The sequence below is a fragment of the Paraliobacillus sp. X-1268 genome (assembly GCF_003426095.1).
GTDB lineage: Bacteria > Bacillota > Bacilli > Bacillales > Amphibacillaceae > Paraliobacillus_A > Paraliobacillus_A zengyii.
Map to the genome: position 1 here is coordinate 1 of NZ_QJSK01000006.1, position 21,537 is coordinate 21,537.

At 35.0% G+C, this 21,537-nt stretch carries 21 protein-coding genes and 1 tRNA gene; 2 read left to right on the forward strand and 20 right to left on the reverse strand.

Annotated features, from left to right (window positions below; genetic code table 11):
- Positions 1-1,153: 1,153 nt before the first annotated feature.
- The 12 genes from eno to D2K62_RS09565 form a co-directional block, all read right to left on the reverse strand.
- Positions 1,154-2,446: a phosphopyruvate hydratase gene (gene eno, locus D2K62_RS09515; RefSeq protein WP_112181814.1), complete on the reverse strand. Its 1,293-nt coding sequence runs from the start codon at positions 2,444-2,446 to the stop codon at positions 1,154-1,156.
- A 28-nt stretch (positions 2,447-2,474) separates the two neighbouring features.
- Positions 2,475-4,013: a 2,3-bisphosphoglycerate-independent phosphoglycerate mutase gene (gene gpmI / locus D2K62_RS09520; RefSeq protein ID WP_112181815.1), complete on the reverse strand. Its 1,539-nt coding sequence runs from the start codon at positions 4,011-4,013 to the stop codon at positions 2,475-2,477.
- Entirely contained in the window at positions 4,010-4,768 is a 759-nt protein-coding gene (gene tpiA / locus D2K62_RS09525) for a triose-phosphate isomerase (RefSeq protein WP_112181816.1), read from the reverse strand. Before tpiA ends, gpmI begins: the two co-directional genes overlap by 4 nt.
- Positions 4,769-4,810: 42 nt before the next feature.
- On the reverse strand, positions 4,811-6,001 hold the full coding sequence (locus D2K62_RS09530) for a phosphoglycerate kinase (RefSeq protein WP_112181817.1): 1,191 nt from the start codon (positions 5,999-6,001) through the stop codon (positions 4,811-4,813).
- A 189-nt stretch (positions 6,002-6,190) separates the two neighbouring features.
- Positions 6,191-7,192 carry a type I glyceraldehyde-3-phosphate dehydrogenase gene (gene gap / locus D2K62_RS09535; RefSeq protein WP_112181818.1) on the reverse strand — a complete coding sequence of 334 codons (1,002 nt, stop codon included), beginning with the start codon at positions 7,190-7,192 and terminating at the stop codon, positions 6,191-6,193.
- 31 nt (positions 7,193-7,223) lie between these two features.
- Positions 7,224-8,252: a sugar-binding transcriptional regulator gene (locus D2K62_RS09540; RefSeq protein ID WP_112181819.1), complete on the reverse strand. Its 1,029-nt coding sequence runs from the start codon at positions 8,250-8,252 to the stop codon at positions 7,224-7,226.
- Between the two features lie 153 nt (positions 8,253-8,405).
- The gene (gene rpoN / locus D2K62_RS09545; RefSeq protein ID WP_112181820.1) at positions 8,406-9,698 is read right to left on the reverse strand and encodes an RNA polymerase factor sigma-54; all 1,293 of its coding nucleotides are present in this window, start codon (positions 9,696-9,698) and stop codon (positions 8,406-8,408) included.
- Between the two features lie 72 nt (positions 9,699-9,770).
- On the reverse strand, positions 9,771-10,727 hold the full coding sequence (locus D2K62_RS09550; RefSeq protein WP_112181821.1) for an L-lactate dehydrogenase: 957 nt from the start codon (positions 10,725-10,727) through the stop codon (positions 9,771-9,773).
- 149 nt (positions 10,728-10,876) lie between these two features.
- Positions 10,877-11,065 carry a hypothetical protein gene (locus tag D2K62_RS09555; RefSeq protein WP_112181822.1) on the reverse strand — a complete coding sequence of 63 codons (189 nt, stop codon included), beginning with the start codon at positions 11,063-11,065 and terminating at the stop codon, positions 10,877-10,879.
- Positions 11,066-11,198: 133 nt separating this feature from the next.
- Positions 11,199-11,366, reverse strand: a complete 168-nt coding sequence (locus D2K62_RS18755; RefSeq protein WP_157967325.1) for a hypothetical protein — start codon at positions 11,364-11,366, stop codon at positions 11,199-11,201.
- A 363-nt stretch (positions 11,367-11,729) separates the two neighbouring features.
- Positions 11,730-11,879 (reverse strand): small acid-soluble spore protein O, encoded by a 150-nt coding sequence (gene sspO / locus D2K62_RS09560; RefSeq protein WP_112181823.1) that lies wholly within the window; start codon positions 11,877-11,879, stop codon positions 11,730-11,732.
- A 72-nt stretch (positions 11,880-11,951) separates the two neighbouring features.
- Complete coding sequence (locus tag D2K62_RS09565; protein WP_112181824.1) at positions 11,952-12,464, reverse strand: YehS family protein; 513 nt, start codon at positions 12,462-12,464, stop codon at positions 11,952-11,954.
- A 275-nt stretch (positions 12,465-12,739) separates the two neighbouring features.
- Here D2K62_RS09565 and D2K62_RS09570 point away from each other — a divergent pair, with 275 nt between their 5' ends.
- Positions 12,740-13,639: a 3-hydroxyacyl-CoA dehydrogenase gene (locus D2K62_RS09570; RefSeq protein ID WP_117148934.1), complete on the forward strand. Its 900-nt coding sequence runs from the start codon at positions 12,740-12,742 to the stop codon at positions 13,637-13,639.
- A gap of 68 nt (positions 13,640-13,707) precedes the next feature.
- Here D2K62_RS09570 and D2K62_RS18760 read toward each other — a convergent pair whose 3' ends face one another.
- The 3 genes from D2K62_RS18760 to D2K62_RS09580 form a co-directional block, all read right to left on the reverse strand.
- Positions 13,708-13,881: a hypothetical protein gene (locus tag D2K62_RS18760; protein ID WP_157967326.1), complete on the reverse strand. Its 174-nt coding sequence runs from the start codon at positions 13,879-13,881 to the stop codon at positions 13,708-13,710.
- A 224-nt stretch (positions 13,882-14,105) separates the two neighbouring features.
- Entirely contained in the window at positions 14,106-16,265 is a 2,160-nt protein-coding gene (locus D2K62_RS09575; protein ID WP_117161370.1) for a S8 family peptidase, read from the reverse strand.
- Positions 16,266-16,433: 168 nt separating this feature from the next.
- A tRNA-Arg gene (locus D2K62_RS09580) sits at positions 16,434-16,506 on the reverse strand.
- A gap of 360 nt (positions 16,507-16,866) precedes the next feature.
- Between D2K62_RS09580 and clpP the strand changes: the two genes are divergently transcribed.
- The gene (clpP, locus tag D2K62_RS09585; protein ID WP_112181827.1) at positions 16,867-17,457 is read left to right on the forward strand and encodes an ATP-dependent Clp endopeptidase proteolytic subunit ClpP; all 591 of its coding nucleotides are present in this window, start codon (positions 16,867-16,869) and stop codon (positions 17,455-17,457) included.
- Positions 17,458-17,520: 63 nt separating this feature from the next.
- Here clpP and D2K62_RS09590 read toward each other — a convergent pair whose 3' ends face one another.
- From D2K62_RS09590 to D2K62_RS09610, 5 genes are all read right to left on the reverse strand, one after another.
- Positions 17,521-17,793, reverse strand: a complete 273-nt coding sequence (locus tag D2K62_RS09590; protein WP_112181828.1) for an HPr family phosphocarrier protein — start codon at positions 17,791-17,793, stop codon at positions 17,521-17,523.
- Between the two features lie 212 nt (positions 17,794-18,005).
- Entirely contained in the window at positions 18,006-18,950 is a 945-nt protein-coding gene (gene whiA / locus D2K62_RS09595) for a DNA-binding protein WhiA (protein WP_112181829.1), read from the reverse strand.
- 28 nt (positions 18,951-18,978) lie between these two features.
- Complete coding sequence (locus D2K62_RS09600; RefSeq protein ID WP_112181830.1) at positions 18,979-19,932, reverse strand: gluconeogenesis factor YvcK family protein; 954 nt, start codon at positions 19,930-19,932, stop codon at positions 18,979-18,981.
- Positions 19,933-19,935: 3 nt separating this feature from the next.
- On the reverse strand, positions 19,936-20,817 hold the full coding sequence (gene rapZ, locus D2K62_RS09605) for an RNase adapter RapZ (protein ID WP_112181831.1): 882 nt from the start codon (positions 20,815-20,817) through the stop codon (positions 19,936-19,938).
- A 187-nt stretch (positions 20,818-21,004) separates the two neighbouring features.
- Positions 21,005-21,457 carry an 8-oxo-dGTP diphosphatase gene (locus D2K62_RS09610; protein ID WP_112181832.1) on the reverse strand — a complete coding sequence of 151 codons (453 nt, stop codon included), beginning with the start codon at positions 21,455-21,457 and terminating at the stop codon, positions 21,005-21,007.
- Positions 21,458-21,537 lie beyond the last annotated feature (80 nt).

The following is a 21,537-nucleotide window of genomic DNA, read 5'->3' on the forward strand; positions in this document are numbered from 1 at the left end:
CTGGCTTTAATTTATTTTGGCGTTGAACAAAGCCTATTTCACGCGCCCATTGACGCACCTCAGAGACTGATAACACTTGATGAATGCCTTGAATAAATGGCTCCATTTCTTTCTTGAAATACATCGATATCCCCTCCAAATAACTATTTCTTATCCGTTAGGGTATCGTATTTTTCTAGTTCTTTAAACCGTAGTGCTTAGCTTGACGGCTATGGGGCACGAACCTCAGCTATTTGCTTCCTGCGCTAGTTTGAAGAAAAACTTTAATGTAGTATATAAACAATTGATGAGCTTGTCTGTAGTTAAAATGTAATTGATTTTTATACTCGAGCATTATACAGTACGTTTAATGCAAGTTAGCGTAATATATGAAAATGACTCCATTTCCACAGGCTATTTTCTCATATAAATAAACATCTTTGCAATACATAGTAACGATAAAGAGCTTGTCCTTCTTTCATAGTTATAATTTTAGTTCATAAAAGAAGGCATCTGTACTAGCGATAGAAATATAGGTAGACTGCAGGACATGGAATGCCTCAACAGCGACACAATGCACGAAACGTCCAGGGCTAAGCTTCTTGTAATCAACAACTATTACGAAAATAACCTCACTATTATACGAAGATAATGTTATCAAAATGTTATTTGATTTTCGAGGATGTCATTAATTTTACTTGACATGCTAATTTCCATCTCCTATCACTAACAAAGAGTAAAATCTGTACATAGAAATGAGCGGATCTTAATCAAATTTGTTAGCTAAAAACTAGCATGTAAATTATTATTTCTATCCAGTTTAATTCATCGTTTGTAATTACAAACCAGCGGATCAAGCGAAATGGGTGAGACTCCCGTCGGAACAGCACGGGCTGAAGATCCACTTGGTAAAGTGTTCTTCTTTATCAAGTTAGCTGAAGTCGTGCCCACAGGAAAGCGAGTCCATTTCTTTTGAGTAGCGGGGAAGTAACTAAGTCGTACTTTATCTCAACTTTGATTGCGAGACTTCCGATTATGCCAAGACTTAAATGCCTGTTTCACGCTGCCAAAGTTTTTTATTAAATTAAATTTTTGGACATTGTCATCTAACTTTTATTCAAACAAAAAGCTTGCCTAATGAAAGGCAAGCTTTTTGTTTTCACTTTACTATTCCTTATTTGTTGTTGTTAAGGTTATAGAAAGCTTTTTTACCAGCATAAATTGCTGTTCCAACTAATTCATCTTCAATGCGAAGAAGTTGGTTATATTTAGCTACACGGTCTGTACGAGACGGTGCACCAGTTTTAATTTGACCAGCGTTTGTTGCAACAGCGATGTCAGCAATAGTAGCATCTTCTGTTTCACCAGAACGGTGTGAGATAACTGCTGTATAACCAGCACGTTTAGCCATTTCAATTGCTTCAAACGTTTCAGTAAGTGTTCCAATTTGGTTCACTTTTACAAGAATAGAGTTTCCTACTCCCTCTTCAATTCCTCTAGCAAGGCGAACTGTATTTGTAACAAATAAGTCATCACCTACTAATTGAACGCGGTCACCAATACGTTCTTGAAGCATTTTGTGACCTTCCCAGTCGTTTTCATCTAGACCATCTTCAATAGAGATGATTGGGTATTTGTTAACCATTTCTTCGTACCAGTCAGCCATTTCTTTAGAAGTACGAACAACACCTTCACCTTTGAGGTTATACTTACCATCTTCATAAAACTCAGAAGATGCTACGTCCATTGCAAGTTGTACTTCTTCTCCTGGCTTGTAACCAGCAGCTTCAATAGCTTCAATGATTGTAGAAAGTGCTTCTTCATTTGATTTAAGGTTAGGAGCGAATCCACCTTCATCACCAACACTTGTGTTGTAACCTTTAGAAGTTAATACTTTCTTCAAGTTATGGAAAATTTCTGCGCCCATACGTAGTGCTTCACGGAAAGTTGGAGCTCCTACTGGCATGATCATAAATTCTTGAATATCAACGTTATTATCAGCGTGTTCTCCACCGTTTAAAATGTTCATCATTGGTGTAGGAAGTGTTTTCGCATTGAATCCACCTAAGTAAGTGTAAAGCGGTACACCTAAGTGGTCAGCAGCAGCGTGTGCAACAGCCATTGATACACCTAGAATAGCGTTTGCTCCTAATTTACCTTTGTTTTCTGTACCATCAAGTTCAAGTAATAATGAATCAATCACAACTTGACGTGTAACATCTAAACCAAGTAGTTCTGGTGCAAGTACTTCATTTACATTTTGTACTGCTTTTAAAACACCTTTACCTAAATAACGGTCTTTGTCTCCGTCACGTAATTCTACTGCTTCGTGTTCTCCAGTAGAAGCACCACTTGGTACTAATGCAGAACCAAATGCTCCTGATTCTGTATAAATTTCTACCTCAACTGTTGGGTTACCGCGTGAATCTAAAACTTCGCGTGCATAAACATCTGTAATAAATGGCATAATTTTTTCTCCTTTTTCTTATAGCGTTTTATTTTTTAATTAATGAAGTACCTGTCATTTCTTTTGGTTTTTCAACCTGAAGTAAATCTAACAATGTCGGTGACAAGTCACCAAGGATACCACCATCACGTAACTCCACACCATCTTTCGTAACAATTACAGGTACTGGATTAGTAGTGTGAGCTGTCATTGGTGTTCCGTCCATTGAAACAACTTCATCTGAGTTACCATGGTCAGCTGTAATAATCGCTTGACCACCTTTTTCTATGATTTTATCAACTATTTTACCAAGACACTCATCAACGGTTTCAATCGCCTTAATTGTTGGCTCTAGCATACCTGAGTGACCAACCATATCTGGATTTGCAAAGTTTAAAATGATGGCATTTTGATTACCTTCATCAAGTTCTTTAAGTAATGCATCCGTTACCTCATATGCACTCATTTCTGGCTGAAGGTCATATGTAGCAACTTTCGGTGAATCAATAAGAATACGTTTTTCACCAGGAAATTCTTTTTCACGCCCACCACTCATAAAGAATGTAACGTGTGGAAATTTCTCTGTTTCAGCAATACGTAATTGATTTAAGTTATTTTGAGATAAAACTTCACCAACAGTATTATCTAAATTAACAGGTTCATATGCAACAAAACCATCAACTGTTTCACTAAAGTTTGTTAAACATACAAAGTGTACATTCTTTGGTGCTTTCTCTCCACGATCAAAATCTCGGAAGTCTTCATTCGCAAAAGTACGAGAAATTTGAATTGCACGGTCTGGACGGAAGTTATAAAAGATAATAGAATCATCATCTTGTATTTTTCCTTTAGCATTACCATTCTCATCTGTTATAACTGACGGTAAAACGAACTCGTCATAGATCTCATTTGCATAAGAATCTTCAACAACTTCTAATGCATTTGAATACGTAGGACCATCGCCATAAACCATTGCATCATATGATTTTTTCACACGGTCCCAACGCTTGTCGCGATCCATTGAATAGTAGCGACCAGAAATAGTCGCGAATTCACCTACACCAACTTCAGCCATTTTATCTTCAGCTGCTTGAATGTATTGTTTTGCGGATTTTTGACCGACATCACGTCCATCTAAGAATCCATGTACGAATACTTTCTTAACGCCTTTTTTAGCTGCAAGTTCAAGTACCGCATATAAGTGTTCAATATGACTGTGTACTCCGCCATCCGACAATAAACCAAATACATGTAATGGTTTGTCTGCAGCTTTCGCACGTTCAACTACTTTTACGAGCACTTTGTTTTCAAAGAAGTCACCTTCACGAATCGATAAGTTAACCCGCGTTAAACTTTGATATACAACACGACCGGCACCAATATTTAAGTGCCCGACTTCCGAGTTACCCATTTGACCAGCAGGGAGACCTACTTCTTCTCCACTAGCAATTAATTGACTGTGTGGGTACTTATTGTAAAAACGATCAAAGTTAGGTGTTTTTGCTTGTTTTACTGCATTCCCTTTTTCTTCATCACGGAGTCCATATCCGTCAAGAATAATGAGAGCTGCTAATTTATCTTGACTCATTTTGCACCAGCCTCCACTAATTGCAAGAAGGAATCCGCTTCTAAACTAGCTCCTCCAACTAATGCGCCATCAATATCAGATTGTGCTAATAACTCATCAACATTTGCTGGTTTAACACTACCACCATACTGAATACGAACAGCTTCTGCTGCATCAGTTGAGAATGTTTCTGCTACAACCTTGCGAATGTGTGTACATACTTCATTTGCTTGCTCAGAAGAAGCTGTTTTACCAGTTCCAATAGCCCAAATTGGCTCATAAGCAAGAATTGTCGATTTCACTTGATCATCTGAAAGTCCAGCTAAACCTTTTTTCACTTGATCAGAAACGACATCCATTGTTTGGTTACTTTCACGGTGTTCCAGCGTTTCCCCTACACAAACAATAGGTGTTAAACCGTGTTTGAAAGCAGCATGCGCTTTTTGATTAACAGTTTCATCCGTCTCTGCAAAAAGTTCACGACGTTCAGAGTGGCCTAATACAACATAAGTTACGCCGATATCTTTAAGCATAGATGGGCTAACTTCACCTGTGAACGCACCATTTTCTTCATAATGCATGTTCTGTGCAGCGATTTTCAAATCTGTTCCTTCACTTTGCTTAACTAGTGATTGTAGATAAGGAAAAGGTGCACATACAACTGATTCAACTTTATCTGTACTTGGTACTTTGTCTTTCGTATCAGCAACAAATTTCTCTGCTTCAGCTGCTACTTTATTCATTTTCCAGTTACCTGCGATTACATTTTTGCGCATAATATGCTCCCTCTCTGTCATTTAATCCAGATTAGATAAAAATTATTTATCGTTAATTGATGCTAATCCTGGTAATTCTTTTCCTTCAAGATACTCTAATGAAGCTCCGCCACCAGTAGAGATATGCGAGAACTTATCAGCATAACCTAAGTCCATTGCGGCAGCAGCTGAGTCTCCTCCACCAATAATTGTCGTAGCATCTTCTAAAGCTGCAATTGATTCACAAACACCAATTGTACCACCAGCGAATTTCGAAAGTTCAAACACACCCATAGGTCCATTCCAAACAACCGTTTTTGCACCATCTAATTCTTTTTTAAATAACTCGATTGTTTTTGGTCCAATATCTAAACCTTCTAATTCTGGAGGAATTCCACCTGATGCTGCTACTGAGATATTAGCATCATTTGAAAAGTCATCTGCAACTAAGTTATCTACTGGTAATACAATTTTACCGTTTGCACGTTCTAGTAAGTCTTTTGCTAAATCAACTTTATCTGCTTCTAATAATGATTTACCAATTTCTTTTCCTTGTGCTTTAAAGAATGTATAAGCCATTCCACCACCAATAAGAACTTTATCAGCTTTTGTTAGTAAGTTTTCAATTACACCAATTTTATCACTAACTTTTGCACCACCTAGGATAGCTACAAAAGGACGGACCGGATTATCAACAGCTTCACCAATAAACTTGATTTCTTTCTCCATTAAGAATCCAGCAGCTGTTTCAAGATTAGATGCAATTCCTACGTTAGACGCGTGTGTACGATGTGCTGTACCAAATGCATCATTGACAAATATGTCACCTAAACTAGCCCAATATTTGCCTAATTCAGGATCATTTTTACTCTCTTTTTTACCATCAATATCTTCAAAACGTGTGTTTTCAAAAACTAAAACATTGCCATCAGATAATGCATCAATAGCTTTTTCTAATTTTTCTCCACGTGTTTCAGGTACAAATGTTACATCATTACCTAACAATTCGCCTAAACGATTTGCAACAGGTTTTAATGATTTACCTTCTTTATCTGCTTCTTCAGCTACTTTACCTAAGTGAGAGAAGACAATTACTTTTGCGCCTTGTTCAACTAAGTATTTTATTGTCGGTAATGCTTCGACAATACGATTATCATTCGTAATATTATTATTTTTCATTGGTACATTAAAGTCAGCACGTACTAATACTTTTTTGCCTTTAACGTCTAAGTCAGTGACAATTTTTTTGACCATTTTATAATCCTCCATTTTTCAAAACCAAACAGTATAATGCTAAAGTCAATATACAAATGTTTGGGTCTATTTTATTTCTAGAAAGATTTCTCTTCATTACTTTTTAAAAAATAGAAAGCGGGAAGCGCGATGGCTTCCCGCTTTCTGACCTACATAATGATAATAGGATTCGAGCTAAACTTTTAAAAATTATAATTTTGCGAAGTATTCTAGTGTACGAACTAACTGTGAAGTATAAGACATTTCGTTGTCATACCAAGCAACAGTTTTCACTAGTTGTTTACCATCAATGTCCATAACTTTTGTTTGTGTAGCATCAAAGATAGAACCGAATGTGCTTCCAACAATATCAGAAGAAACGATCATGTCTTCATTGTAACCATATGATTCATTAGCTGCTTTTTTCATAGCTGCATTTACTTCATCAACAGTAACATTTTTGTTTAGAACTGCAGTTAACTCAGTTAGTGAACCAGTTGTAACAGGAACACGTTGAGCAGCACCGTCTAATTTACCTTGTAATTCAGGAATAACTAGGCCGATTGCTTTTGCAGCACCAGTTGTGTTTGGCACAATATTAGCAGCTGCTGCACGTGCACGACGGTAATCAGCTTTAGGATGTGGTGCATCTAATGTATTTTGATCACCAGTATAAGCGTGAATAGTAGTCATTAGACCTTGGTGAATGCCATATTCATCATTCAATACTTTAGCTAAAGGAGCTAAACAGTTAGTAGTACATGAAGCTGCTGAGATAACTGTTTCGTCACCTTTTAGAATATCGTGGTTTACATTATATACAACAGTTGGAACGTCATTACCACCTGGAGCAGAAATTACAACTTTCTTAGCTCCACCTTTAAGATGTAATTCAGCTTTTTCTTTAGTAGCAAAGAAGCCTGTACATTCTAATACGATTTCAACACCTAAATCTCCCCATGGTAATTCTTCTGGGTTACGATTTGAAAGGATTTTAACATCTTTACCATTAACAGTGAAGTGATCATCTTTTACAGTTACTTCACCTTTAAAAGGTCCTTGTGTAGTATCATATTTCAATAAATGTGCTAACATATCAACATCTGTTAAATCATTGATAGCCACCACTTCAATACCTTCTACTTCTTGCATACGACGAAATGCTAAACGGCCAATACGACCAAAACCATTAATACCAACTTTTACTGTCATTCTTGTTTCCTCCTTGTATGTTTCATTATATTTAAAGGGAAAAACCCTTTATCAACTCATTTGCAGCAGCTTCATCCGTAATTAACACATTACTTTTTCCTTGTTTAAAATACGAATAAATTGCTTTTGCTTTTGATTTTCCTCCTGCAACAGCTATTACACAATTTATTTTAGACAAATCTTCTAATTGCATTCCAACTGTTCGCACTTTATGGATAACTTCACCCACATCATTTAAATAATAACCAAAAGCCTCACTTACTGCTTTACCCGCTTCAATCTTATGTAAAACATCTTCAGAAGCCTTACGTCTTTTCGCCATTGTTAAAGCATCGCCTATGCCATGCATCACGACATCAGCTTGGCGAATAACACGCAAAATCTCTTTTACAGAAGGCTCTTCAATGATCGATTGATAAGATTCCTCACTCAATGGGTCTGGCACATACAACAATCGATATTCCCCTTTTGCCTTCTTAGCCATCTCTGCACAAATTGTATTAGCTTGGTTTTCCACTCTCTCACCAAGTCCACCACGTGCTGGCACAAACATGCAGTTTTTAGCGTATGAAGATGGACTCATCATTTCTGCTACTGCAGCCATTGATGTCCCACCTGTAACAGCAATGGTTTGATTCGCTTGTATTAGCGATTGCAAGTAATCGACTGCTGCTTTGCTTAGCTCTTGCTTAACCCAATCATGTTCATCACTATCACCAGGTGTTATTATAACATGGTCTAAGTGTAATGTATCCTTAATCTGCTGTTCTATTACACTAAATCCTGAAAGTTCACTCATAAAGTTTGCTAATTGATATAGCACATCTTTACCCACTTTAGTTATACACATACCTTTTGGTGTTACGTCAATAAGAACATGCTTGCTCAGAAAATCAATTTCACTTCGTACAACTCTTTCTTTCATTTCAATATGCTCAGCCAAACTGCGACGCCCAATCGGCTCCATCAATTGAATATAATGTAGAATTTTATATCTTCGCTGCATAACATCGAGTAAATCAGGAAATAATTTCTTTTGAAGATCAAGTAATGCTCTCATGATTTAACTCCTTTTCTGATATGGTTAGGGATAAAAATGTCCCTGCTAGCCATATCGCGTCCCGCATACAGCAAAAAAATTCCTTTACAACCATTATTGTAGCAGATATGTTTTCTTTACTCAACTAATTTATCTCTCTTTCGTGAAATTTATTCATCTATTTTTCCTTTCAATTGATGCTAGGATTTTCATTGAAGTCCGATACTTCGCAATTGTTCGACGAGAAATTTTAATATTATGATTTTCAGCAAGAATTTGTCGAATTGTTTCGTCTGCTAATGGCTTTTTTTTATCTTCTTCATTAATCATAGTTCTTAGTAGTTGTTTAATTGTATAAGCAGAGGATACATCGCCTTCTTTATTAACTAATCCTGTTTGCAAAAAAAAGTGGAAAGGAAAGGTTCCGTATGGAGTTTGTACATATTTATTTTTAAACATCCGACTTACTGTAGAAATATTTACATTTAATTGCGTTGCTATATCTTTTAATTTTAAGGGCTTCATCGAAAATGGGCCATTCTCGAAGAACGAAAACTGTTCAACTAATAATAATTGTAGTACTTGCTCCATTTGAAGCTTACGGTAATCGAGTGTATGAAGAAGCCATTTTACTTGTTGGTGTTTGTCACGTAAAAAAGTGTCTGTTTCTTTATCAGTATCTTTAAAATCCCTATACATGCCGTTCAAATGAATCTTCGGTGAATTCCATTTATTTATTATAATTTTCCACTCGTTCTTTTCTTTCTTAATTTCCGCATCAGGAACAATATTTACAACTGGTTCTTGATTTAATAGTTGAGCTGGTTTCGGGTTGCACCTTTTAACCTTTTCTATCAAACGTTCTGCTGTCTTTCTATCTATCTCATACGTATCTGCAATTAATTCAAGCTCCTGCTGTGCAATCCACTTCAAATGATCTGTTATCAGATCAACTAAGATAGTCCCGTCTAAATTATCATCTTTCACTTGTAAGACAAGACACTCTTTTAGATTGCGTGCCCCTACTCCTTTAGGATCTAAGGATTGTATAATAGTTAAAGCATTCTCAACCATCTTTATCGAGGAAGTATATTTTCCAGCCCATTCTTCTAAGGTAATAGCTAAATAGCCATTATCATCTAAACAGTCTATTCCATACAGTACTACTTTAAGCAGTTGTTTATCTATCCTAAGTAGACCAACTTGTTGTTTTAATTGATCATACATTGACTCTATTTTTGATTCTGTAGTATCGATATCACCATTAATATGTTGTGAAACGTTGGTATTGGTTACAACGTAATCAAAAGGTGGCTCGATTTCATCGATTAAAGGATTCTCTTCCATCACTTCGTTTATGTACGCCATTAATTCCAATCCATTCAGTTGTAATAATTGAATCGATTGTGATAACGCGTGTGTCATCTTTGTGCTTTGTTGAATCGATTGTATTAATTTTTGTTCCACCTTACCATCCCCATTTTTATGATCTTTAAAATGTAAAGAAAAGTTCCTCTTCTATCAAAGAGGAACTTAATACTAATTAGGCATAACTTTTTTCGTCATATCCTTTAGGATGTCAGCCGAATCATGAAGTTGTTTTAACTCTGTATCATTTAAGTCTAACTCAAGCATTTCTCTGACTCCATATTCATTTACAACTGCTGGGACGCCAAGATAAACATCTTTAATCCCATATTCACCTTGGAATAATGTAGAAACTGTTACAATCGAATTCTCATTATAGAGCATTGCCTTTGTTAAACGAGCCAACCCTAAACCGATACCATAATAGGTAGCACCTTTTCTTTCTATAATGTGATAGGCTGCATCTCTAACATTTTCAAAGATTTTTTGCATATCTTTATCTTCATCAATAGATGAAATGTTACCATATTTCTTCAGAGGCACTCCTCCAATTTGCACATGACTCCAAACTGGTAATTCCGAATCACCGTGTTCTCCCATAATATAGGCATGCACATTTCTCGAATCCACTTGATAATACTCACTTAACAAATAGCGAAAACGAGCAGTATCTAAAATAGTTCCTGAACCGATAACTCTTTCTTTTGGTAAACCAGATACCTCCAGCGCTACATGACTTAAAACATCTACTGGATTTGTAGCAACTAACATAATCCCTGTAAATCCATTATCCATGATGTTTGTCACAATGCCTTTCATAATCTTTGCATTTTTTGTTGCTAGATCCAAGCGTGTTTCACCTGGTCCTTGGTTTGCACCGGCTGTGATAACAACCATATCTGCGTTTTTACATTCTGCATAATTTCCTGCACGAATTTTCATCGGTGAACCGAACGGCATACCGTGGTTTAAATCACGGGCTTCGCCTTCAGCTCTTTCCATATTTAAATCGATTAGGACTAGTTCATTAACGATACCTTGATTTAATAATGCATATGCATAACTTGCCCCTACAAATCCTGTACCAATAATAACGACTTTTCTTGTTTTTGATTGACCAATTGTCATTTTCATCCCTCCTTACTAACTATTCTATCATTTCTTGCTATATATTACCGTACCCTTTATTGTTATAGATTATGTCACCTTTATACTACATAAAAAAACACACATATATGATCTATGTGCGTGTTTATAGAAAGAAGTTTCCTAATTTATTATTGTAATCTTAATAATTGTGACGCTTTTCTGTATGGTATCGAAATATTTAATAGGTAAGCGAAGTATCCTACAAGTAAAATATTTGTAGTGTACTGCCATATAACCGAAAAAGCATAAATATCCTGCAACGCATTTGTTTCCCAAAAAATAAGTAGTGAAATTAATACCCAATACATGTATTTCATTCACACACCTCCATCTTAGTTATTCAACTGAACTAAATTTACATAAACTTTACTTTGTAACTACATTATTATAAACGATAATACTTAAAATAAAAACAAGTAATTTAAAATCAATGCATGACGCACAAGACCGTTAGCATGAAGACGTTTTTAAATGGTCAAAATTATTTAATTTACGCTCCATTTCTTCTAACCTGCGATTTGTTGAAGCTACAATTGTAACCAATTGAGCAATGGTTTGTTCTTGTTGGCGTAATTTAACTATTAACTCGTTATGGATAGTAAGTTTATCAATTTGCATTTGGTATATAGTCTCCTCTCAAGCATAATGAATCATTTATAATATACTTTTTTATTTAGATCAAATAGCCAAAAGTTAACATTACATATTTAACGAAAGGTACTTCTATTATTTATAGCGGTAGCTTTCTGCAAAAGAAGCTATTGATTACCTATTAAATATTAATTTTAAGTAAGTGACACGTTTGCATTTCAAGGGGAGTGTATTACCTCGGTTTTGCATCTCAATAAATTTAAACGATGTGCTTTACATAATAGTAGAAGTTCATCTTAAACATATTATATTCGCTTGTTTTATTTCGCTATTATGAAATGACTTTACGAAAAAAGCATTCCTCTATAAAGAAGAATGCTTTCTGATCTGTTATTGACGTTTTTTTGTTTTTTTATTATTTAGCTTTTCATTCGATGTTAGTGGTTCATTAGCAAACTCATGATCGAATTCTGTAGGCATTGTTCCTCTAATCGCCTGCTCATCACTAACGCCCTTTTTTTCATTATTCTTTTTGCCCATCACAATCACCTCCACATGTTATTTTGTGGATAAATGAACGAATTATCACTACCAATTTTTTGATAAGAGCCCTTATGAGCGATATCTTAATGCAAGTCCTTTCAAGAAGTTTCTAGCATATCTATCGCCACACGCTTTGTAATTTCGATGTCCTTCTTTTCGTAAGACTGCACTCAATTCACTTTTTGATATATTTACGCCTGCTTCTTCTAATATATCAAGCATATCTTCACTTGTTAGAGAAAGTGCAATTTTAACCTTTTTCAACAAAATATTGTTAACCGTTCTATCATCTAATTCGTGTTTTGACGGTTCCTCTTGTTTGCCATCTTGTTTTCCTCTTTTATAGGTAATAAGGCCGTTTAAAAATGATTCCAACATATAATCTTCACACTTCTGAAGGTATTCATTCTCCAGAAATTCACTGGATTGATCGTTATTACTATCGCTGTTTTGTTTCGTCAACATTTTTTGGATATCTTCTTTAGACGTTTGGAAACCACCTAAATCAAAAATCTCCACCATGTTAGTATCTTTTATATCGAGCGCATATCTTAGTCTCATTAATACATCGTTATTATTCATTATTAGCCTCCAAATACTTTTTACTCATTAATGAACAGTATAAAGGTTTATTCTATGTAATGCATTCATTTATATTGGCTGTTTTTTAAAAAGTGTTCTTTATGACTGGATTTCTATAAACTGCTACACAACACAATATCCCACCCCGCTTCTCAAATGATTTTCCGTAGCAGCTTAATCTACCTTTTCCAATAACAAGCAGATTACTCCATATTTAGTACTATTTATGTAATACTATATAACATACTTACTTTTTGAAAAAGGAGACTTAGTTTATGAATTATAAAAATATTACAGTAGCTGGTAGTGGGGTTTTAGGAAGTCAAATTGCCTATCAGACTGCTTTCAAAGGATTTAATGTATTTATTTACGACATTAATGATGAGGCTTTAGAACAGGCAAAAGAAAGAATCAATAAATTAAAAGTGCGTTATCAAGAAGATTTACAAGCTACAGAGGAAGAACTCAACACTGCTTATAATCGTATCTCTTTCAGCTCAGATTTATCAACTGCAGTAGCTGAGGCAGATCTTGTAATAGAAGCCATACCTGAAGTAGTTAAAATTAAAACTGAATTTTACAACGAGTTAGGTGCACTGGCTCCTAAAAAAACAATTTTCGCAACTAATTCCTCTACACTATTACCTAGTCAATTTGCGGAAGCAACAGGTAGACCAGAGAAATTTTTAGCTTTACACTTTGCTAATGAAATTTGGACAAACAATACGGCAGAAATCATGAAACATCCTGGAACAGATCAAGCTGTGTTTGATGAAGTGATTGCTTTCGCAAAAGCTATAGGGATGGTTGCTCTACCGTTACATAAAGAGCAACCGGGATACATCTTGAACTCTTTATTAGTTCCCCTACTTGACGCTGCAGAATTATTATTATCGAACGAAGTGGCTGACGTAGAAACAATCGATAAAACATGGATGATAGCAACAGGTGCACCGAAAGGCCCATTTGCAATTTTAGATGTTGTAGGAATCACTACGTCTTATAACATTGTAAATGCTAAAGCCGAAGCAACTGGTGATCCACAGTTTAAAAAGTTGGCTCAGTTATTAAAAACTTCATATATTGATAAAGGAAAACTGGGCACTGCAACTGGAGAAGGCTTTTACAAATATCCTAATCCAAGCTTCGAGAAACCTGATTTTCTAAAAAATTAAGAGTAAATGAACAACTTAGTAGTAGGCGTTATCAAGAGTGTAACACTTTTACGATAACGCCTACTTTTTTATTCTTCATCACCTTCATTCACCTCACCTGCACTATTATTGACCATCTGTCCTTTAAATCCCTGTAGCGCCTTTAACAACCTTTTGTCTGATAAATTACTGTAATAAAAATAGCTTTTTGCTGTGTGTTTTGATAATAATAGACAGATAGCTTCTTGCTCTTTCTTATTCACGACCTCACCTTCCAATAAAAGATTTATAAAATCCTCATTGCCATTATATGAAATCTATTCTTTAATGTTATTTTATAGACTTATGTCTAGTAATTATAGTAGTTATTCGTCTTATCATACAACTTTGCTTGCCTAGAATTTTAACACATGTAAAGAAAAAGATACGTAATATATAATAAAAAGGATCCCTTTTTACTGGAATCCTTTAAAGGTACATTTTAAAATCAATTTGTTTGAACATCAGAGTCATTTATATATCCGGTAGTAGCCTTTCCATTCAAATATACAATTGCTTGGTACCAATTAGTAGTATGCGTATTATACAGTAATGTACTACCTTGGGCATAAGACTTCAAAACTTTGGAACCTTCAGATGCTAACGCATAAACGTTGGTTCTATTTTTTAAACCAGTTCCCTTAAGAGCTTCTGGACTATCTGTTATTACTTCAACATCAGTTTTATTTATATAGCCACTAGTTGCTTTTCCATTTATATATACCAGTGCTTGATACCAGTCACTAGAAAATGTTTTATACAGAAGTGTTGTTCCTTGGGCATAAGATTTTAAAACTTTCGAGCCTGTGGAAGCTAATGTATAAACATTCGTTTTATTTTTTAATCCTATCCCTTGAAGTGATTCCGGATTAGTTGTTCCTTCTTCAACATCTGCTTTATTTATATAGCCATTAGTTGCTTTTCCATTTACATATACCAGTGCTTGATACCAGTCACTAGAAAATGTTTCATACAGAAGTGTTGTTCCTTGGGCATAAGATTTTAAAACTTTCGAGCCTGTGGAAGCTAATGTATAAACATTCGTTTTATTTTTTAATCCTATCCCTTTAAGCGATTCTGGATTAGTTGTTCCTTCTTCAACATCTGCTTTATTTATATAACCATTAGTTGCTCTTCCATTTACATATACCGTTGCTTGATACCAGTCACTAGAGAATGTTTTATACAATAATGTTTTTCCTTGGGCATAAGACTTTAACACTTTCGAACCTGTGGAAGCTAATGTATAAACATTGGTTTTATTTTCCAATCCTACACCTTTTAATGAAATAGGGTCAGTATCGGTATTTTCAACATCATTTGTTTTAAAATAACCTGTTGTAGACTTTCCATTTATATATACAATAGCTTCATACCAATCACCTGAAAAAGACTTATATATCACCGGTTTACCTTGGTTATACGTTTTTAACTGATTACCATAACTATCATACACATGAGTAGGACTTTTTAATGTTATCCCTGAAAGGACTTCTTGTAATCCATCTTGTTCATAAGGTGATTGTGTCAATCCATATCCAAATATGTTGTCTCTTCCTTTATCACCTAAATCCACAACATTTTCTTGAAGCTTAGCACGTAATTGTTTTGCATTTAACGTTTTATTTTGTTGTTTAAGTAATGCTAAGTTTCCAGTAACAAATGGTGCAGCAGCAGATGTTCCATCCATAAGTCCATAAGCATTATTTAAACTTGTACTCATAATATTAACACCTGGTGCTGCGATTTCAATTTGAGGACCAGTTGCTGAAAAACTAGCTCCTTGATCATTTTTATCTGTTGCGGCAACAGCAATTACAGAATCATATTTAGCAGGGTAGGTTACCACATCACTAGAAACATCACCTAAACCATCATTGCCAGCTGAAGCAACAACAAGAATATTATTTTGATAAGCATTGTTTACAGATTCTTCTAAGATAACCGAATCCGTAGTAGCTCCTAAACTTATATTAATAATATCCATTTGATTTTCAATTGACCAATCAATAGCTGCTAATATATCAGATAAATAAGCATCTCCCGCTTTATTAGCAACCTTTACTGCATATATACTCGATTCGGGTGCAACCCCAACTGTACCGATACTATTGTTTTTTGCACCTATAATTCCAGCAACAAATGTCCCATGACCATTGTCATCAGCATATGATTCTGTATAACTTGTAAAAGATATTCCACCTGCAATCGTTAAGTCCTCATGCACAGAAATCCCTGTGTCTAATATAGCAACCTTAACTCCTTCTCCATTGAGATTCTTTACCATAGCTTTTGGAGAGCCTACACGCTCTATTCCCCAATCAACTGTCTGGTCTGTTACATCAAAAGTAATATCCTTTTCCACTGCAATGACATCTGGATTATTCTCTAGTTCTTCCATTTCATCAGTTGGAACCGTAGCAGCAACTGCTGGAACACTTTCCATTTCTCTATTAATCTCACCCTCAGCACTTTCTATTACACTTTCATTTATATCCTCTTTAAATAGAATGATAACTTTTTCCGAGCCTTCTTCAGCACTTATCACTGTAGGAAATAGTAGACATACACTAGCAATAAGTATTACTTTAATAGATTGTGCTATCATGATGGATCTTCCCCTTTATTAGTAACTTTATCTTTTAATAGATTATACTATATTAATCGGAATACTATTTAAATAATGTAGTAGTTTCACTAAAATTTACTGATCATAATAAAAAATAGCAAGGATCCCTGACTAGCGGAATCCTTGCTATCACTGTGTTTACATAAGTGCGCTCGGAGGGATTTGAACCCCCGACCCTTGGTACCGGAAACCAATGCTCTATCCCCTGAGCTACGAGCGCAGGATAAATTCTGAAAATGTGGACAAGCACTATTATAACGGATGATAGAAAGTAATTCAATTACAATCATATCACTTCTTTTATATCTTAAATAACAATACACTTTATGATCATTTAAACAAAAAAGAAACATATATATTTTAAATAGCTACATCCACAAAAAATAAGTACTCTCTGTTATAATAAATAATAAGGTTTATATTGCCAACCGAATGGGTAGGATACAGTTAGGTGTATCCTAAAAATAAAGTTAAAATAGAATGTGTTTTGTTTGACCTTTATTGACCATTTAGTTACTATATACATAGGAAGTTAATTCACTAATAGAAGAATGAAGCATTATAAGGAGGAAATTTTACAATGAATTTAATACCAACAGTTATTGAACAAACAAACCGCGGAGAACGTGCATATGACATCTATTCTCGCTTACTTAAAGATCGTATTATTATGTTAGGTAGTGGCATTGATGATAATGTTGCTAACAGCATTGTTGCACAGCTTTTATTCTTAGAAGCTGAGAGTCCTGGTAAAGATATCTCTATCTACATCAACTCACCAGGTGGTTCCATTACAGCTGGAATGGCAATTTATGATACAATGCAATTTATTAAATCAGATGTTTCAACAATCTGTGTTGGTATGGCAGCATCTATGGGTGCATTCTTACTAACTGCTGGAGCGCCTGGTAAACGTTATGCACTGCCAAATAGTGAAGTAATGATTCACCAACCGCTTGGTGGTACACAAGGGCAAGCATCCGACATTCAGATCCATGCTAATCGTATTATTGAAATGCGTGCTAAACTAAATCAAATTATTGCTGATACTACAGGTCAACCAATTGAAGTTATTGAGAAAGATACAGATCGTGATAACTTTATGAGTGCACATAAAGCAAAAGAATATGGTTTAATTGACCAAGTAATGGAAAAGAAACCAACTGAATAATTAATAATTAAAGAACGGAGCAAATTTAAATTTGCTCCGTTCTTTTTATTCCTATACATTATATTAGTGCTCTACTACGTTAGTTGCGTTACTTAAATATGTTGCTAATGTTTCAATAGCAACTTCTGAATCTGCACCTTCACCAGATAATGTTATCGTTTCACCACTAGCTATTGCTAAGCTTAACAATCCCATAATACTTTTTGCGTTTACTCGTCTACTACCTTTTTCCAAAAATATTTCAGAGGCAAAATTATTTGCTTTTTGAACAAATTCCGAGGCTGGCCTTGCTTGTAACCCAGGTTCTACTGCCACCACTAACGTTTTACTTTCCATCATTTTATCTCCTCTCAAAATTAACTAAATAGAGAAAGCGTTATCATTTCAATGTGCTATAATAAAATGTATGTTATCTTCTTAACTATTATACATGTAAGCGCATGCATAAACAATAATATTATTCAAAGATAAAAAACATCGATTTACTAATATATAAAGAAGCACGTCTTTATAATTAGTAACTATCGATGTGGGTCTACATTACTTTATTACATTTGTTGTTGATTCGAACGCAAGTGTTCTGCAAACTCATCAATTTTCTTGAGTCGATGGTTAATACCTGATTTACTAATCTTACCACCAGATACTAATTCCCCTAGTTCTTTTAAAGATAAGTCTGCGTTTTGAACCCGTAATTGTGCAATTTCTTGAAGTTTGTCTGGTAAAGATTCTAATCCGGCTGTTCGTTCTATGAATTTAATATTTTCTACTTGACGAAACGCTGCACCAATTGTTTTATTCAAATTAGCTGTTTCACAATTTACTAGACGATTAACGGAATTTCTCATATCACGCATAATTCGAACATCTTCAAATTTAAATAATGCATTATGTGCACCCGTGTAATTTAAAAACTCTGTAATTTTTTCTGCCTCTTTAATGTATGAAATATATCCATTTCTTCTTTCTAAAATACGGGCGTGAAGATTAAAAGAATTCATTAATTCACATAAAGAATCATTATGCTCTTGATAAGCATTTGATATTTCTAAATGATAAGAAGATGTCTCAGGATTATTAACCGATCCTCCTGCTAAAAAGGCGCCCCTTAAATAAGCACGTTTACAACATTTCTTTTTAAGATATTTAGTAGAAATATTTCGTACAAGGGAAAATGGACCATCTAGAATATCTAATTCCGATAATATCTCTTGTGCCCCTTCTGTCATGCGAACGATATATACGTTATTTTTCTTTAATTTCATTTTCTTTCGTACAAGTAACTTTATTGGATAGTTATATAAAGATTTTATTAGGGTATAGATGCGACGGGCTATTGCAGCGTTTTCCGTTTGTACATCCAATACATATTCATGTCGAGAGAAAGAAATTGCACCGTTCATTCTTATTAAGGCAGCAAGTTCTGATTCTATACAACACGTTTTATTATCAATTTGTGTTAATTCCTTTTTAATTTCAGATGCAAAAGACATTTTTTCACCTTCCTGTCTTACTTCTCCATTATCCTACTAAGTTACTTAAAATTTTCGCCACTTTTCCAGTATCATGACGTAACATTTTTTTAGTATAATCAATGATATCAGCTTCAATAATTTCTAAACCCATTTCAATTAGGCGATCCGTATCATAGATGACTGGTTCGGCATTCTCTTTTGCATATTTTTTTTGCAAACTTTCATCAATTGGTTTGTTATGGACGAGTACAGAATGAATACAACCTTCTCCTACATGCTGTGTAATTGCTTTGACATGATCAGCAGCCGTATATCCTGTTGTTTCTCCTTCTTGTGTCATAACATTACAAACATATACTACTTTACCTCTAGCATCTCTTAACGCATCACCAATTTCCGGTACAATTAAATTCGGCATTGTACTCGTATACAAACTTCCAGGTGCAATCACTACTAAATCTGCTTCTTTAATAGCAACAATCGCTTCTGGTAATGGCAATACGATCTCCGGCTTTAAAAATACACGTTTAATTACTTTTCCAGCAAGCGGAATATTTGATTCACCTGCTATAATTTCACCGTCTTCCATTTCGGCATGCAAAAACATATTTTGATTAGCGATCGGATATATATTACCTTTTACATTCAAGACGCGGGATATTTCCTTAATCCCATCATAAAAGTCTCCTGTAACAGATGTCATTGCAGCTAATAATAAATTCCCCATTGAATGTCCAGATAATCCATTGCCATTCACAAAACGATGTTGAAACAGCTGTAATAACATAGGTTCTACTTCTGATAAAGCAGCAATGACATTTCGAATATCTCCAGGAGCAGGCATTGACATTTCCGTTCGTAATCTTCCAGAACTTCCTCCATCATCAGCAACTGTTACAATTGCTGATAAATCAATCGGATACTCTTTTAATCCACGTAATAGCACAGGCATTCCTGTTCCACCACCTATCACTACTACATTTTGCTTCCTATCCATCATATATTAATGTCCCTTTCTCTTGTCAATATCTCGATGACTCACATGTGTCACATATTGTGATGCAAAATGACTTTTTAAAAACTCAGCAAGTGCAACAGAGCGATGTTGACCACCAGTACAGCCAATTGCAATTACAAGCTGACTCTTCCCTTCTTTCTTATATTGAGGCAACATGAATGTAAGTAAATCAACTATTTTTTCTATAAATTTCTGTGTATCGGACCATTTAAATACATAGGAAGCTACTTCTTTATTCAATCCAGTTAAAGGTCGCATATTTTCTACGTAATGTGGATTAGGTAAAAAACGTACGTCGAATACTAAATCGGCATCAATTGGAAGCCCATATTTAAATCCAAAAGAGACCGCATGAACAGCAAATATCTTTTGCTCGTCTTCACCATATTTACTAACAATTTTATCGCGCAACTCTTTTGGCTTTAAGTTTGTCGTGTCAATGAAGTATTGCGCTCTTCCCCTTAATTCATCCAGCATCATACGTTCCTGTTTAATACCATCCAGTGGTAATCCATCAGGTGCAAGTGGATGAGATCGTCTTGTTTCTTTATATCTAGATACGAGCATCTTTTCTTGTGCATCTAAAAATAAAATATGCTCTTCTAGCCAATCTGCTTTACCCAAATTATCCAACGCTTCAAATAATGTATCAAAAAACTCTCGCCCTCTTAGATCCATTACTAATGCAACTTTATGAATGTTGTTACTCGCATCCTTCATTAATTCTAAAAATTTAGGAAGTAATGCTGGGGGTAAATTATCCACACAATAGTAGCCTAAGTCTTCAAAGCTTTGGACAGCAACTGTTTTACCAGCTCCAGACATGCCTGTAATAATGACTAACTTTGTTTCTTGCTCTTTGGCCATCATCCATCTCTCCCTGTTTAAAGTGTGTGTTCAAAAAGTCGGTAAATTAGAAGCAAGCAGGTCGAGGCGGCGAAGCTTCTGAGGACCGAAGTGTAGGTTTTCCCTACATGAGGACCGGAAGAACAAGCCAACGAAGAGATGCGCCGCTTATCATTTAGTGACTTTTTGAACATCCTCTTAAAGATCATTAGTCTAAGTTATACTTCAACACTTTGTAGTCTTTTGTATACTCAAAACTTCCATATACAAGCTGAGAATGATTTAATAACTGCTGATGTATATATTTATCACTTGGTGCCATCGGCTTTTCTAATACTTTATTAATTGGCACCCATTCTAATTCTCCTTCATCACAAAAGTCAACCAAGTGTCCTTCATAATGATCACAAATAAACGTAAACATCATCCATTCACTTATGACCGCTCCCTCATTGCTTTTAATCATTGAGAAAACACCTCGCAGCTGAGGAGTTTGTAATATTAGACCTGTTTCTTCACGATATTCTCTTACAACTGAATCTTTTATTGATTCTTTTAGTTCCATCTTACCGCCAGGCATTGCATACCAGCCATGGCTCGGTTTTTTTAATAATAAAATATGATCATTATGCCTTAATATACAGTTTGTTATCCGTTGCAAATCAATTCACTCTTTCTATAGCAATATATACTATTATACTATATCTCCGATCCCCTATCTAATTTAAAATTCACTTTTCG

Excerpts from the sequence above, each read along its gene's own strand:
- eno (WP_112181814.1), bottom strand. The coding sequence starts at position 2,446 with ATGCCATTTATTACAGATGTTTATGCACGCGAAGTTTTAGATTCACGC.
- gpmI (WP_112181815.1), bottom strand. The coding sequence starts at position 4,013 with ATGAGTCAAGATAAATTAGCAGCTCTCATTATTCTTGACGGATATGGA.
- tpiA (WP_112181816.1), bottom strand. The coding sequence starts at position 4,768 with ATGCGCAAAAATGTAATCGCAGGTAACTGGAAAATGAATAAAGTAGCA.
- D2K62_RS09530 (WP_112181817.1), bottom strand. The coding sequence starts at position 6,001 with ATGGTCAAAAAAATTGTCACTGACTTAGACGTTAAAGGCAAAAAAGTA.
- gap (WP_112181818.1), bottom strand. The coding sequence starts at position 7,192 with ATGACAGTAAAAGTTGGTATTAATGGTTTTGGTCGTATTGGCCGTTTA.
- D2K62_RS09540 (WP_112181819.1), bottom strand. The coding sequence starts at position 8,252 with ATGAGAGCATTACTTGATCTTCAAAAGAAATTATTTCCTGATTTACTC.
- D2K62_RS09550 (WP_112181821.1), bottom strand. The coding sequence starts at position 10,727 with ATGACAATTGGTCAATCAAAAACAAGAAAAGTCGTTATTATTGGTACA.
- D2K62_RS09555 (WP_112181822.1), bottom strand. The coding sequence starts at position 11,065 with ATGAAATACATGTATTGGGTATTAATTTCACTACTTATTTTTTGGGAA.
- D2K62_RS18755 (WP_157967325.1), bottom strand. The coding sequence starts at position 11,366 with ATGCAAATTGATAAACTTACTATCCATAACGAGTTAATAGTTAAATTA.
- sspO (WP_112181823.1), bottom strand. The coding sequence starts at position 11,879 with ATGGGCAAAAAGAATAATGAAAAAAAGGGCGTTAGTGATGAGCAGGCG.
- D2K62_RS09565 (WP_112181824.1), bottom strand. The coding sequence starts at position 12,464 with ATGAATAATAACGATGTATTAATGAGACTAAGATATGCGCTCGATATA.
- D2K62_RS09570 (WP_117148934.1), top strand. The coding sequence starts at position 12,740 with ATGAATTATAAAAATATTACAGTAGCTGGTAGTGGGGTTTTAGGAAGT.
- D2K62_RS09575 (WP_117161370.1), bottom strand. The coding sequence starts at position 16,265 with ATGATAGCACAATCTATTAAAGTAATACTTATTGCTAGTGTATGTCTA.
- clpP (WP_112181827.1), top strand. The coding sequence starts at position 16,867 with ATGAATTTAATACCAACAGTTATTGAACAAACAAACCGCGGAGAACGT.
- D2K62_RS09590 (WP_112181828.1), bottom strand. The coding sequence starts at position 17,793 with ATGGAAAGTAAAACGTTAGTGGTGGCAGTAGAACCTGGGTTACAAGCA.
- whiA (WP_112181829.1), bottom strand. The coding sequence starts at position 18,950 with ATGTCTTTTGCATCTGAAATTAAAAAGGAATTAACACAAATTGATAAT.
- D2K62_RS09600 (WP_112181830.1), bottom strand. The coding sequence starts at position 19,932 with ATGATGGATAGGAAGCAAAATGTAGTAGTGATAGGTGGTGGAACAGGA.
- rapZ (WP_112181831.1), bottom strand. The coding sequence starts at position 20,817 with ATGGCCAAAGAGCAAGAAACAAAGTTAGTCATTATTACAGGCATGTCT.